The sequence below is a fragment of the Chondrinema litorale genome, assembly GCF_026250525.1.
GTDB lineage: Bacteria > Bacteroidota > Bacteroidia > Cytophagales > Flammeovirgaceae > Chondrinema > Chondrinema litorale.
The window spans coordinates 87627-102880 of sequence record NZ_CP111058.1 but is presented as its reverse complement, the minus strand read 5'-3'; the positions used below and the strand labels follow the sequence as shown (position 1 = coordinate 102880).

Annotated in this window: 9 protein-coding genes and 1 pseudogene; 7 read left to right on the top strand and 3 right to left on the bottom strand. The window is 35.7% G+C overall.

The window, feature by feature from the left end; translation table 11 throughout:
• Nucleotides 1–20: 20 nt before the first annotated feature.
• Entirely contained in the window at nucleotides 21–305 is a 285-nt protein-coding gene (locus OQ292_RS36215) for a helix-turn-helix domain-containing protein (RefSeq protein WP_284687087.1), read from the top strand.
• Between the two features lie 12 nt (nucleotides 306–317).
• Nucleotides 318–1037: pseudogene (locus OQ292_RS36210) on the top strand (IS630 family transposase); the annotation flags it as partial.
• Nucleotides 1038–1083: 46 nt separating this feature from the next.
• On the opposite strand, the gene OQ292_RS36205 reads toward OQ292_RS36210, so the two are convergent.
• On the bottom strand, nucleotides 1084–4227 hold the full coding sequence (locus OQ292_RS36205; protein ID WP_284689034.1) for a VPS10 domain-containing protein: 3144 nt from the start codon (nucleotides 4225–4227) through the stop codon (nucleotides 1084–1086).
• 150 nt (nucleotides 4228–4377) lie between these two features.
• A complete protein-coding gene (locus OQ292_RS36200; RefSeq protein WP_284689033.1) occupies nucleotides 4378–5244 on the bottom strand; it encodes an AraC family transcriptional regulator in 867 nt (288 codons plus the stop codon).
• A 119-nt stretch (nucleotides 5245–5363) separates the two neighbouring features.
• Here OQ292_RS36200 and OQ292_RS36195 point away from each other — a divergent pair, with 119 nt between their 5' ends.
• The 4 genes from OQ292_RS36195 (at nucleotide 5364) to OQ292_RS36180 (ending at nucleotide 11015) form a co-directional block, all read left to right on the top strand.
• Nucleotides 5364–5762 carry a VOC family protein gene (locus OQ292_RS36195; RefSeq protein ID WP_284689032.1) on the top strand — a complete coding sequence of 133 codons (399 nt, stop codon included), beginning with the start codon at nucleotides 5364–5366 and terminating at the stop codon, nucleotides 5760–5762.
• A gap of 3 nt (nucleotides 5763–5765) precedes the next feature.
• Nucleotides 5766–6911, top strand: a complete 1146-nt coding sequence (locus OQ292_RS36190) for an MFS transporter (RefSeq protein WP_284689031.1) — start codon at nucleotides 5766–5768, stop codon at nucleotides 6909–6911.
• A gap of 181 nt (nucleotides 6912–7092) precedes the next feature.
• Nucleotides 7093–9882: a TonB-dependent receptor gene (locus tag OQ292_RS36185; RefSeq protein WP_284689030.1), complete on the top strand. Its 2790-nt coding sequence runs from the start codon at nucleotides 7093–7095 to the stop codon at nucleotides 9880–9882.
• A gap of 320 nt (nucleotides 9883–10202) precedes the next feature.
• Nucleotides 10203–11015: a hypothetical protein gene (locus tag OQ292_RS36180; protein ID WP_284689029.1), complete on the top strand. Its 813-nt coding sequence runs from the start codon at nucleotides 10203–10205 to the stop codon at nucleotides 11013–11015.
• A gap of 168 nt (nucleotides 11016–11183) precedes the next feature.
• Here OQ292_RS36180 and OQ292_RS36175 read toward each other — a convergent pair whose 3' ends face one another.
• Complete coding sequence (locus tag OQ292_RS36175; RefSeq protein ID WP_284689028.1) at nucleotides 11184–11789, bottom strand: TetR family transcriptional regulator; 606 nt, start codon at nucleotides 11787–11789, stop codon at nucleotides 11184–11186.
• Nucleotides 11790–12005: 216 nt separating this feature from the next.
• Between OQ292_RS36175 and OQ292_RS36170 the strand changes: the two genes are divergently transcribed.
• Nucleotides 12006–15254 (top strand): SusC/RagA family TonB-linked outer membrane protein, encoded by a 3249-nt coding sequence (locus tag OQ292_RS36170; protein ID WP_284689027.1) that lies wholly within the window; start codon nucleotides 12006–12008, stop codon nucleotides 15252–15254.

Here is a 15254-nt window from a genome sequence, read left to right as displayed (position 1 = left end):
TTTTTTATTATTTTATAACTATGGATAGAATAACAAAAGATACCGACATTAGAGAATATAGGAGAAAGTTAGTGGTTCGCTTATCGAAGAGAGGACTAAAACAACAAAGTATTGCAGAGGTACTTGAGTGTAGTCAAGGCTTAGTTAGTCAAGTTCTTTCCACTTATGAGCAAACTGGTATTTCTGGCATCAAAAAGAAAAAACATCCAGGAGCTAGCCCAAAACTTACCCTAGCTCAACAGCAAGAACTCCAAGCTCATTTAGTCAGAGGGGCTACTAAAGCTGGTTTTCCTACCCAAGGATGAACAAGGAAAAGAGTTTTTTGTCAGATAAAACAACTCTTTGATGTTGAGTATAGCCTTCAACATATTGGTACACTGTTACATCTATGGGGTTTTAGCTACCGGAAGCCTCCAAAGAAAGAACCCAGAAAAAATCCTAACCTCGTAAAGAAATGGAAAAAACAACGATTGCCTAATTTACTGAAAACAGCTAAAAAAGAAGGCAGGAAGGTCTATTATGGAGATGAAGCTTCTTTTTTTGTTACACCAAAACTACAAAAATGTTTTTTGCCTCAAGCCAATCCCTTTCCTGTTGAAATATGGTCAAAATCTTTTGAGCATATCTTTGTTTGTTCAGCCATCAGTAGTGAGGGAGATTTTACTTATACCACCAGTAAACAGCCTTACAAAGGGGAAGATATTGTCTCATTCTTAGAACAGCTATTAGCAGATGAACCAGATCCCATTACTTTAATTTGGGATCAAGCAAGTGTTCATGATTGCAAAGCAGTACATCAGTTATTAGAAAAGTTACCAAAAGGAAGACTTAAATTTGTGAAACAACCTGCATATAGCCCAGAAGTAAATCCGGATGAACATGTATGGGCGTATATCAAAAATATTGATTTGAAAAATCTTGCCTTCAAATCACTGACTGATTTGAAGGACAAGTTGATAGATATATTAGAGGATTTCTCTAATAGGAAACAACTCATTAGAAATTTCTTTCTTGACCAAAATGTAGCCTTTTATTAATTTTCTACTTGCTTCCCTAACATTGAGCCTATTTCTTTTCGACTATTTACTCTGTTTTATAAGGAATAATAACAGGATTAATTTCTTTTGTTTTTACTAACTCATTATAGGCTTTAAGGTCTTCGGTTAAGATTTTATCTAAAGGAGCAATCATTTTTTCATATTCCTTTTTTAAATCATCAAACCGCTCTATCATACCACCAGTTGGCTGATAGTGATCGCCTATTACTACTTGATACAATCTTGCAATATGGTTGGTAAACTTTCTAGGGTAGTTAATTTCATCTTGACTTACTTCTATCTTATTCTGAAACAAACTGTCTTCTACAGCAGTGAGTTTTGTGGCTAATTCATTTGCCTTGTTCGTTAGCTCTTTGCCTTTTCCTGCAAGCTCTGCTAAATGGGCAACTTCTTTAATCTGCTTTCTAATTGATCTGATATTTTTTATTTGTCTTTGTGATTTTGTAATCAGCTTTGAAATATCTTGAGCCAGATCAAACTGTTTTTGATAATCTTCAGTAGATACGTTTTCCCATCTAGGATCAGCTTTTAAATTAAACGTTTCAGTTTGTTGCCAATCACCTGCACTGAGTTTTATTTGGTATTCTCCCGGCACAGCATATGGTCCGGGTGCATCACTGCTAAATACCATTGCTACAAAATTTTCAGCCATTTCTGGGCCTTCATATTTTAAATCCCATGTAATATGGTTCATTCCCTCTTGTAAGAAGAGTTTACTTTCACCTTCCTCAGGGTTACTCGCATAAGTTTTTACATTATTCCCCGCTTTATCAGTAATTTCAAACTTTACATTTTCAGTTGAATCAGGTTTTTCTTTGAAATAAAAGTAAAACTCAGCAGGTGTGCCTGACCAACCGCCAACACTGGTTCTATAAGCATCTCTTGGTGTATATAAAAATTGGTTCTTTGCCATCAAGTTATCATTCAATTGATGCAAAGGAGTGAGGTCGTCTAAAATCCAAAAAGCTCTACCTTGCGTGCTTATTACTAAATCATTTTCATGTACTTCCATATCTGTTATAGGCACATGAGGCATGTTTAACTGGAAAGGTTGCCAGTTTCCTCCGTCATCAAAAGAAACGTACATGCCAAACTCAGTTCCGGCATAAAGTAAGCCTTTTTTTGCAGGGTCTTCGGCAATTGCTCTTACAAAATGATTTGTAGGGATGCCGTTGTTTCCTTTAGTAAGCAATACCCAAGTTTTACCAAAATCATTAGTTCTGTAAATGTAAGGTAAGAAGTCTCCCAACCTGTATCGCTGTGCTGCTATAAAAGCCCTACCTGGAGCATGAGTAGAAAGTTCTATTTTATTAATAGTAGCTTCTTTTGGTAAACCAATTGGAGTGATGTTTTGCCATGTTTTACCCGCATCTCTAGTTATATGTACCAAACCATCATCAGAACCAGTCCATAGTTCATCTGCTGTAAGCGGAGATTCTTCCAATGCAAAAATTGTTGAGTAGATTTCTACACCAGTTCCATCGTGTTGTACTGGACCACCGGGGATATCTAAATTAGCAGCTTTTCCAGTAGTGAGATCATCACTGATTACTTCCCAAGTTTGTCCCTGATTAGTAGATCTGTGTACATAGTTCGAGCCTTGATAAATTTCATCTGGATTATGTTGGGAAACCAACACAGGATAATTCCATTGCCAGCGGTATTTCAAGTCTGCTTGTCTAGTTCCTTCTGTATAATGAGGATAGGCAGTTAATTGTCTTTGTTGACCGTTTTCGAGATTGGTATAGGTTATCTCACCACTGTAACTGGTAGCATACACTATATTCGGATTTCGAGGGTCAACTGCTACATCTGCACATTCTCCTCCACCTACTTCAAACCAGTGTTCTGTATTAGAAAGAGCACTTAATTGTTTAGATGGGATTGAAATAGTTGTATTATCTTGTTGGCCAGCATATAATCGATACGGAAACTGATTATCAACTGTAACCCTGTAAAATTCTGATGTTGGCTGGTTCAGTTGCTCAGACCAAGATTTACCACTGTTTAAACTCACATTTGCTCCACCATCATTACAATTAATCATAATATTGGTATTGTTTGGATTAATCCACACTCCATGATTATCGCCGTGAGGAGTTCTAATTACATCTGAAAAATGTTCTCCACCATCTACAGAGCGTAAGAACTGTACATTATTCACATAAACAGTATTAGGGTCTTTAGGATCAGCCGTAATGTGTGTATAATACCAACCACGTTGAGTAAGTCTATGATCGCGGTTTATTTTCTGCCAGCTTTTTCCTGCATTTTCGGTACGATATAGTCCTGAGTCTTCTTCCTTTTTAGCAACTATTAATGCCCAAATTCTTTGTGGATTAGAAGGAGATATTGCTAAACCTATTCTTCCAAGTATGCCTTTGGGCAAGTTTTTTTCTAGTTTTTCCCAGTTTTTTCCTCCATCTTCTGTTTTGTAAATACCACCTTTATCGCCTCCATCAATCATAGTCCAAGGTTTTCTTTCGGCTCGCCACATGGCTGCATACATAATTCTCGGATTATCTGGATTAATTACCATATCAACCGCACCAGTGCTGTCATTTACATAAAGTATTTTTTCCCAGCTATCTCCTCCATCATTAGAGCGAAAAACACCTCTTTCTGAATTGGGCTTAAAAATATTTCCTAGAGCGGCAACGTAAACCAAATCTGGGTTTTTAGGGTGAACGATTACTTTAGCTATTTGTCCGGCTTCTGGTAGTCCTATAAATTTCCAAGTGTATCCGCCATTGGTGGTTTTATACATGCCAATACCAGCAGATATATTTCCTCTGGCACAAGCTGAGCCAGTTCCCACATACATTACCTGATTATCGGAGGGTGCTACTTCAATGGCACCAATTGATCCAGCTTCTATCTGACCATCTGAAATGTTTTCCCAATTAGTACCTGCATCAGTGGTTTTCCATACTCCGCCACCCGTTGTTCCCATAAAAAAGGTGAAGGGTTCTTCTGGAATGCCAGTAATTGCTGTTGCTCTTCCTCCTCGGCTTGGGCCGACTGAGCGATATTTCATTTCTGAAAAATACTTTTCTGATACTTGAGCGGATGTTGTAGTTTTTTTTTGATTTTTAGATTGCTTTTTTTGGGCAAAAACGGTTGTATTGATCAAAATCAAAATAAGAAAAAATAGATAGTTGTACTTCATAAATAATCGGTTTTGTAATTCGCAGACAATATAGGAATTGCTGAATAATTCGAGTATAATTCAATTCATTTTTATCGTTTGCAAATCCTTAAAAGTGTCATATTAACAGTTTAGTGTTTTATTTACATAGATAAGATGCTACATTAAATCTTAGGTAATTATGTTGTCTTCCAATAACTTTCTGTAAGCACTGGGAGATTTACCAGTGATCTTTTTGAATTGTCTACTAAAGTATGATGCTTCATTAAATCCACATTCATACATGAGCGAAGAGATGCCAGTTCTTTTTTGATGCATAAGCTCCTGAACCTTTACAATGCGGTACTCTGTAAGGAATTGCACAAAGCTTTTTCTGGTAATTTTCTTAAAAAACCGGCAAAATGAAGGTGGGCTTAATTGGCAAAGTTCAGAAACTTCTTCTAGAGAAATATGCCTTTGGTAATTCTCACTCACTAATTCATAGATTTTATTCATCCGTTCATAATCAGGACTCGAAATCTCCAATGCAATATTGCCAACTTTTAGCAATTCATATTCTTTGGTTTTAGCTAAAATATCCAAAACCTTAATAAAGGTGAGTAATTTATTAAGTGGAGAAGCTATTACCATATAGTTGAATTGAGGAGCTATTTTTTCTTTAACTGCCTTAGAAAAAGTAATGCCCTGTTTACTTTTTTGTAAAAGTGTTTTGATCTGGCTGGTTTCGGGTAGAAGTGGTAGTTGATTAGTAAAAAAATCGGAGCCAAATTGAATAACTATTTCAATATTATCTTCAAATTCTTTGTTGCCAAATGGTTGGTGTGGCATATGCGGGCCCAGCATAATTAACTCACCATCTCTATAATTAGAAATATGACTGCCTACACATCGCACCCCATTTCCATTTTTAATATATACAATCTCATATTCAGGATGGATATGCCAGTAAGGAGTATGGCAAAGATCATCGTGCTCAAACTTTTCAATAAAAAATGAGCTTCCAGAATTCGGTTCTATTTTTTCAAAAACAGGTTCCATAGAGTGATATTAACCATAAAATTGGAATAATTTATCAATAATGTTAAAATAAGTCAAGTAATGGCAAAATACATACAACAAGAATTTCAAGTTGCCTCCTTATCTTTGTCAAAAACAAAATGAAATTAGAACACATTGCAGTCTGGACATATCAGATTGAAGCATTAAAAGCCTTTTATGAAAAGTATTTTGAGGCAAAGGCAAGTGAGAAGTATGTAAATGAGAAGAAAAAGTTTCATTCTTATTTTTTAAGTTTTGATGGTGGTGCCCGACTTGAAATAATGGAAATGGAAGGAGTTCCAGTATCTGAAAATGATATTTACAAACAGTTTACAGGTTTAATTCATATGGCTTTTGAGTTAGAAAGCCAATCGGCTGTAGACTTATTAACCGAAAGATTACACCAAGATGGTTTTGAGGTTGTTGGTCAGCCCAGAATCACAGGTGATGGATATTATGAAAGTGTTATTCTCGATCCTGATGGTAATCGACTAGAGATCACTTTCAATCTTAATTAAAGTATGAAGCCTCTAAGAATTTTTTTTACAAGTAAAAAGTATTTTGCAATAGGTTTTTCTTTTGCAGCTATCAGTTTTTTGTTCAGTACTTGGATTATATACATCCCCTTTACTGCTGAAAAGCTCGAGTTGGATGAAAAACAAATAGGTCTTGCACTATTTTTTATTTCACTCGGGGCGTTTACAATTATGCCACTAAGCAGCCGTATACTTGAGGCTTTAGGCGAAGGGAAAGCGGTAGTCATTACAATTCTGACTTTAAGTACACTGCTAATCTTTCCCTTTTTGGCAGAGACTAAATTTTTGCTTTATTCCAGTTTATATTTTGTTGGTATTTCATCTGGTTTTTTAGGCATTGCTGTAAATGCTTTGGTAACAGTAGTCGAAAAGCAAGAAAAGGTATTGATAATGAATGGCAGCCATGGCTTTTACAGCTTAGGTGGAGTTACTGGTGCGGGTTTAGGAGGTTTGTTGGCTTCTGTGCTCAATAATCCGGTATGGCATGCGATTATAGTACTTGCTTTTATGGCAATTGTTCAGTTGATATTGGCGAGTAGTTACATACATATTAAGACTGAGACAGAACTAAAAAAAGAAAATCAGCCATTTAACCTAAAACCAGTTCTTGGTTTGGCATTGGTAGGTTTTTCCATTATGATAGGAGAGGGTGCCATAGCAGATTGGAGTAGTTTGTATTTACAACGCGTATTAGATGCACCAACAGAATTAATCGGTATGGGTTATGCCGGTTTTTCTTTTATGATGGCGATCGGCAGGTTTTATGGAGACAAAGTAACTGCACATTGGGGCTCAGCCAAATTGATACAAATAGGTTGTTTAATTGGAGCCTCAGGTTTATTGTTGGTAATATCTGCCAGTTTAATTCCAGTACTTATAGGCTTTATGTTAATAGGTTTGGGTTTTTCAGGAATTATTCCAGAAATATACAGACTGGCCGGAAGCATAGAAAACGTGAAACCATCTGAGGGTATCGCTGCGGTTTCAGGCACTGGCCACATAGGCTTTTTAATTGGCCCGGTAGGCTTGGGTTACATTGCTGGTTTAATGGGGCTTCAGGCAAGCTTTGGTGTTTTGCTTTTAATTACCTTGTTTTCTTTTGTAATGTCTCGGGTTGCGTTAAAAGTATAAGTTTTTAAATGCTTAAGGTATTTTATTCAAATTCCCGCATTCTATTCTAAAAATCATCTTTTTTGATCATAGTTACACTTGTTGATTTTTTATTGCAGTTGGTTGAAATTTTTATTCAGTAAAAGTTTTTATAAGCAACTTAGCAATGCCTGGAAACTTAAAAAATCAATAAAGTATATCAATGAAATCTCTACTTACCTTTTTATTTATTTGCATATCTACATTAGCTTTTGCTCAAAATCAAACTTACCTAATTAATGGAGTTTTAAAAGACAGTACAGATAGTGCCCCGCTTATAAGTGCCACAATTATTCTAATAAACGAAGCTGATTCTTCTAGAAAATATACTACTTCAGATTTTGAGGGAAATTTCACATTTAAAAACCTAGAAAACGGTAAATATAGTTTGCTGTTCAGGTACGTGGGTTATAAGACCTTTCAAATTGTACAAGAGGTAAATGGGAAGAATATAAATCTGGGAACTATTATTCTTAATCCCAAAGAGGAAATGTTAGAAGTGGTAGAAATTGAAGGTAAAATACCACCGGTAGTTCAACAGGGAGATACAACTCAGTTTAATGCTGCTGCTTTTAAGACGAATCCGGATGCGAGTACAGAAGATTTGATTAAAAAGATGCCGGGTATAACAGTGGAGCAAGGTACGGTAAAAGCGCAAGGTGAAGATGTGCAACAGGTTTTGGTAGATGGTAAACCGTTTTTTGGTGATGATCCGAGTCTTGCTTTAAAAAACCTTCCTGCTGAGATTGTAGATAGAATTGAGGTTTTCGATCAGCAGAGTGAACAAGCACAGTTTACAGGTTTTGATGATGGAGAATCTAAAAAGACCATCAATATTGTAACCCGTGAAGACATGCGTAATGGTACCTTTGGGAATTTTTATGCCGGTTATGGTGACGAAGACAAATATAAGGCTGGTGGAAACATTAACTTTTTTAGAGACGACCAGAGAATTTCCATTGTTGGGTTATCAAATAATATAAACGACCAAAATTTTTCATCTCAAGATTTATTAGGTATTGCCAGTAGTGGTGGTGGTAGAAGAGGCGGTCGTAGAGGAGGAGGTGGCAGACCTGGTGGCGATGTTGGAAGCTTTTTAGTCGGACAGTCAGGTGGTATTAATACAACTTCCTCTTTCGGTATAAACTATTCTGATGAGTGGGGAGAAAAGTTTAAAATTAGTGGTAGTTATTTCTTCAACTATTCTGAAAACACAAACGATCAGTTACAAGATAGAGAAACTTTTATTAGCGAAGATTCAAGTCAATATTATACAGAAAATAGTGAGAGCAATAGCGAAAATTATAATCACCGTTTAAATCTCAAATTAGAATACGATATAGATGATAATAACTCAATAGTGTACTCACCTAGCTTTAGTTATCAAGATAATCAGTCTCTTAGCTACACAGATGCGGCAACTACACAGGAGGGGGGAGCTTTGTTAAATACATCAATTAATAATTATTTCGCAGATAATAGTGGTTACAACTTTTCTAATAACCTCTTATTCAGACACAGATTTTCTAAAAGAGGAAGAACTGTGTCTATGAGGTTTAGAACAGATATTAACGATAAAGACACCTATTATTCGCTTTTTGCGGAGAACGAATACTTCAATACCATTACTACCTTAGATACCACCGATCAGCAATCATTCTCCAATACTTCTGGTAACACCTATTCTGGAAATATTAGGTATACAGAGCCAATCGGTAGACGCGGTCAGTTAATGGTTAATTTGGAACGATCGATTACAAAAAACAATTCCGATAAAAAAGTATATGATCTAAATCCAGAAACCAGTACCTACAACCAATTAGATTCTTTACTGTCAAATACTTTTGATAATACTTACAATACAACCAGTGCCGGAACTAGTTACCGCCTTAGAATTAGGAAAGGATTCTTTAATGTAGGCTTGGAGTATCAGTATGCAGAGTTAAATAGCGATCAGGTATTTCCTGTAGTAGAAGGGGCAGATATTAGTAAAAGCTTTAAAAATGTATTGCCTAATATGATGTTGATGTATCGATTCTCTAAAAGCTCAAACCTAAGAGTTTTTTACAGAACCAATACAAATGCTCCATCAGTATCTCAATTGCAAGATGTAATCAATAATACAAATCAATTATCACTCTCTACTGGTAATCCCAATTTAAAACAAGAGTTTTCTCATAGCTTGGTGGGAAGGTACTCAAAAGTAAATCCGGATAAGGGTTCCAACTTTTTTGCCTTTATTAATCTAAGTCAGACTGATAATTACATCAGTAATGCGACTATAGTAGCTACACAAGATACCCTTATTAGCGATGATGTAGTCTTACAAAAAGGCTCTCAGCTTTCGGTTCCAGTAAACTTAAGTGGTTATTGGAATGCTCGAAGCTTTATTTCATTTGGTAAACCTATTGAAGCTTTAAAAAGTAATTTAAACTTTAATACTGGAGTAACTTATTCTAGAACTCCTGGTTTGGTTAACTATAAAGAATCGCTTTCGAATACCTATAATATTAGCCAAGGAGTAGTAGTAAGCAGTAATATTAGTGAGAAAGTTGATTTTACAGTTTCATACACTGCAAATTATAATGTAGTAAAAAATAAACTGCAACCAGATTTAGAAGGTAATTACTTCTATCAGTTAACCAATGGAAAGGCAAATTTTATTTTTGGGAAAAACTTTGTCTTTAGTGCAGATATAAACCATTATCTCTATACGGGCTTAAGCGATGGTTTTAACCAGAGTTTTACATTAGTGAATTTGGGCTTTGGTAAAAAATTCATGCAAAACGATCGTGCAGAGCTTAAACTCACTGTTTATGATTTGCTTAAAGAGAACAGTAGTATTTCCAGAACGATTACAGAATCTTATATCGAAGATACAATCACAGAAGTTTTGCAGCGCTATTTTATGCTCACTTTTACATATCGCATCAAAGAGTTTAAAAGGATGTGATACTCATTCCCAAAATGAGATTATTTGTACGTAATAGTTTTGTTTTGGGAACAATTCCCAGAATGCACCATTTTCTCATGTTTTGATTTTCATGAATTAAATTACATATAAAACTACATACTTATTTGCTATTTGTCAGATACAAAATTAGCTAAATAGAGTAATTTCCCACCTTTTTGCCTTTCATAACGTTTACATCTAGTTTTTATCCGACATACTAAAAATGCTTATTAATTGGTGTCTTTAGTTTTTTTTAATCTTTTTTTTCACAATACACAGTTTTTGTATTCTTGGAATTGTCCAAACAATTACTGTTTAAAGTGAAAATATTAACGCTAATTATACTAACTATCATTTCGGTTAATGTCTACGGTCAGGCTAAGTTTGATAGTCAGATCGGGCATAACCTGGAATTTGTACATGTTCATAAAACTAAGCAGCTAAAGACAAAGAGATATAGAAAGCAAAATTTGGGGAGTGGTAATAAATTAAAATTTAGTTTGGGTTATGGCTTGAGTGTTTACAATACCAAATTACAAGAAACTGCTGATCTTAGAATAAATGAGTCGACAGTATATTTTGGTGATAAAAAAGTAGGTACAAGTCAATCTGTTTTAGTTGATGATCAGTATGAGAATAACATACAACTTGGCAACAAGAGTGTAAAGTGGTATTCTGATGATTTACCTACGAATTACGAGCTAGTAAATGAATCGAATGCAAGTAAAAAGACAGTAGGACTTGATTTGGAATTTAGGGTATATAAATATGATGGTTTGGGTTCGCCAACAGGTTTCTTTTTTAAAACAGGTATCTATTACTTGGATAAATCTTTACCCACTCTGAATTACCAAGAAAACGAATTGCTGTTTCCTGTTGGTTTAGGCTTAATTATTCCTGGTGGCAATAGATTTAGAGTGGAGGTTGGAGGCAATGGAATGCTAGGCAATAAAGGATGTTTGGGAGGTAAGTTTGATTTTTCCTTTGTGTTTGACGATGTAAAGTTTGGTCCCAGCTTTATTTACTTAACCAGTGAACAAGATATCTCGCTTAAAGCAGGTGGTCTTGGGTTTGGCTTATCTTATGTTCCTGTTAAAATAAAAAGATATAATAAACGACGCAGAAGATTTTAACTGTAAACTATTGTCAGTTGTTTGACTGTATTTTTTAATCTAGCTTGTTTGTTGTTTTTTTAGACCAATAATGCTTAAAAGATTTTATTAGGTGAAATCATAGCATTGTGTATTATAAACTTCGGTTGCCAATGGTGCCGGAGTTTTTTGTTTTACAGCTAAAAAGTTTTATACCTGCTTATCCAAGTTTAGTAGCTTTAAAGAAGTGTTTTTATAATACTCCATTCTTTTTAAATACTCTTGTTTGTCTTCCAGCATACTTAGATAATAGTAAGCACCGTCAATAATGGTAAAAATTAACTGAGAAGTGGCTTTTACATCATCTACATTAGTATCTCCAGTTTGGTTGCAACGCTTTATGGCACTTGCTAGCATTTCGTGCAAAGAATCGTGCAAGGCTCTGTATTTCTCTCTTATTTCTGGGTTTCTAAAAGTTAATGCATAGCAACTGTAAAACACACCATCATCATACAAAGCATTCCACTGTTTAGAAAATAAATTATCGATAGTCTGATTTAATGCATCAAGTGGGGGAAGAGAATCATCAAATTCTGGTTGATACATTAAGCTGTATTTTTCCAGATTATATTCTATCAAAGAAAAAATGAGGTCTTCTTTTGTTTTAAAATAGTGTATTACATGGCTAGGTTGTATACCCATCTCATCTGCAATTTTTGCAATTGAGGCATTTTCTAGCCCTTCTCGTTTGGCTACTTCATAAAAAGCTTCTACAATTTGCTTTTTCCTAACCTCAGATAAACTCTTTCTTCCCATATACGCAATTTAGGTACATCTACAAAAAAAACAAATTATAGATTGTTTGAATATTCATTTAATATAATAGTAAATTTCACTTAACAGCCATGTAATTTGCTTTTTAAACCTTTGTATAGATTCAAATGTGACTGGGTAAACCCCAAATTAGCCAATTTTTATTTTTAATCTCTTCAGGTTTATATGAACTTTTTTTTACCAAATTTCAAAGTCTGGATGAAGCGATTACTGAGGTTTTCAGCTTTTGTCTGGTGTTTTTTAATGCTAAGTAATATGCTTGCTTATGGGCAAGTTGCAGTTTCAGGAACTGTAAATGATACAGAAGATATGCCGCTTCCTGGAGTGAGTGTAATTATTAAAGGCTCTAGCACAGGAACCGTAACTGATATTGATGGTAACTTCAGGTTAGAAGTTAAAAACGAAGATGCTGTTTTAATTTTCTCTTATGTAGGTTTTTTAAGCAAAGAGATTCCGGTGGGTGAGCAAATCACCTTTAATATTAAGCTCGATGAAGATGTTGAGCAATTGAGCGAAGTAGTAATTGTAGGTTATGGAGCTCAGAAAAAAGTAAACCTATCTGGTGCGGTAGATCAGGTAGATGCCAAGCAACTAGAAAACAGACCAATTTCTAACATCGCCCAAGGTTTACAAGGTGCAGTGCCCAACCTGAATATAGATTTTATGAGTGGTGAGCCAGGTAAGGCTGCCAACATCAACATACGTGGACTTACTTCGATAAATGGTGGTAATCCTCTGATTCTAATCGATGGTGTTCCTTCTGAACCGATTGAGTTAAATAGAATTTCTCCTCAAGATATAGAAAGCATTTCTGTGTTAAAAGATGCATCTTCAGCTGCGATTTATGGAGCTAGAGCCGCTTTTGGTATTATTATGATTACCACGAAAACTGGTAAAGGAGAGAGAATGCAAATTAGCTATTCAAACAACTTCTCTTGGGATAAGCCAACCATTCTTCCGAACAAAATCACAGACCCTTACATTTATATGAGGTTATTGGAGACTTCAACCGATAATACTCCTTGGGATAATGTGAATTACAGTGATGAGTCTTACCAATGGGCAAGAGAGCGTTCAGACGATCCTGATGGAACTACAGGAGTAAGAGTAAACCCGAATGATGCTTCTAGCTGGGAGTATATGGGAAATAGAAACTGGGCAGATTATTTTATGAGCGATTATTCAGTTTCTCAAAACCACCAAATCTCCCTTTCTGGTTCTTCTGACAAAGCCAACTATTTTATTTCTGGTAATTACAACAAACAAAATGGTGCTTTAAAACTGGCCGACGATTATTACGATCGTTTTGGTGTAAGAAGTAAAGTGGAGTATCAACCATATAAATGGTTAAAAGTGGGAAATAACACTTTCCTTTCTGCTACAGATAGAGTAATCCCTACTCAAATGAATATTACTTCTATTTACAATTTCCATCCTACAGATTGGGATAAAAATCCTGATGGTACTTGGGCAAATACTTCTGTAGGAAGTATGGGTGCTAGATTAACAAATGGCGGCATGTCAAACGAAACGTATAATGGTCTACAATCTCGTTTTACTGCACAAGTAAGTGTATTGCAAGATATCTTAAAGTTAAATGCTGACTTTACTTTCCGTAGAGGAGAGACAACTTTAGCTTGGGATACTAAAAAATATCAGATTGGTTATGGTCCAGAAGATGTAAGAGAAACAGGTTCTAATACAGCTTACAAAAGTTCAGAAACAGAAGAGTACAATGTCTTAAATATCTACGGTACTTTCGATAAGTCTTTTGGTGCACACCACCTTACCGCCATTGCTGGTTTTAATCAAGAGTATTATAGAAGTGAGTGGTTTTATGCACAGCGTAATGATGTAATTTCTGCTTCGCTGCCAACGATTGCTCTCGCTACAGGTAATACTTTAGTAGATGAAGAAATTTCTGATTGGGCAATTAGAGGTGCATTTTACAGATTGAACTACATTTTAAAAGATCGCTACATTTTCGAGTTAAATGGTCGTTACGATGGTTCTTCGAAATTCCCTAAAGATGACAGATTTGGTTTCTTCCCTTCTGCATCATTAGCATGGAGAGTTGATGAAGAATCTTTCTTTACACCATTAGAAAATGTAATGAGTACCCTTAAGCTAAGAGCTTCTTATGGTTCTTTGGGTAACCAAGCAGTAGGAGAGTATGGTTATATCTCAAGTATGGATGCATATCAGGCAGGTTTGCTTGTAGGTGGTGAAAGACCAGTTGCGATTACTCCTCCTCAATTAGTTTCTTCAAATTACTCTTGGGAAAGTGTTTCTACTTTCAACTTTGGGGTGGATGCTGGTTTCTTAAATGGAAAAGTTACGGCAAACTTCGATATCTATAAGCGTAACACCAAGGATATGCTTACACAAGGTAGAGATTTGCCAGATGTTTTAGGTGCAGGCGAACCAAAAGAAAATGCTGCTGATATGGAAACCAAAGGTTGGGAATTCTCTTTGGCTTACAACGATCAGTTCCTTGTTGCAAACAAACCTTTTAGCTTTAATGCAAGGTTTATCATTTCAGATAGTAGATCGTACATCACCAGATTTGACAATCCAAACGGAAACTTAACTCAATACTATGAAGGCATGGAATTGGGTGAAATCTGGGGCTTACAAAGTGATGGTTTATTCCAAAGCGAAGACGAGATTGCTTCTTTAGACGAATCAAGCATTATTCCTTGGGGAGCGCTTACAATTGTGCCGGGTTGGCCAAAATATCAAGACCTAGATGGTAACGGTGCTATCGAAAAAGGATTAACTACTTCTGATCCTAAAGATTTATCAGTTATTGGTAACATCTCTCCACGCTATCGCTATGGCTTAAACTTAAGTATGAACTGGGGACAGTTTGATGCTTCCATATTCTTACAAGGTGTTGGTAAAAGAGATTACTATCCGCTTGATTACTTATACTGGGGTTTTTATCAGCAACCTTATGCTGGTGGTGCACCTCATTTGTTAGATTTCTACAGAGCCACTGCAGATAGCGAAGTAGAAAGAGCACAACACTCGCAAGCTTATATAGATGCAGGTTTGGCAGATGCTAATCTTGACGCAAAATATCCTGTTTTACAATCTTGGTTAGCAGATAGAAACCTTGGCGAAAGAGTGGATGAATCTATGGGTCTGGCAATTCCGCAAACTCGCTATATGTTAAATGCAGCTTACCTCCGCCTTAAAAACCTAACTATTGGCTATACACTTCCTCCAAGTCTTACAAATAAGATAAATGTGGGTAATGTGAGAATTTATGTGAGTGGTGAAAACTTGGCAGAATGGTCTGAAGTGAAAGATTATTACGATCCTGAGGCTATCAACGATAATTTGAGATACAATCCATCAGTAAGTACTGCGAGAGGTACTGGTAAAGGATATTCTTATCCATTCTTAAGAAGATATGCGATTGGTCTGAATGTGAACTTTTAA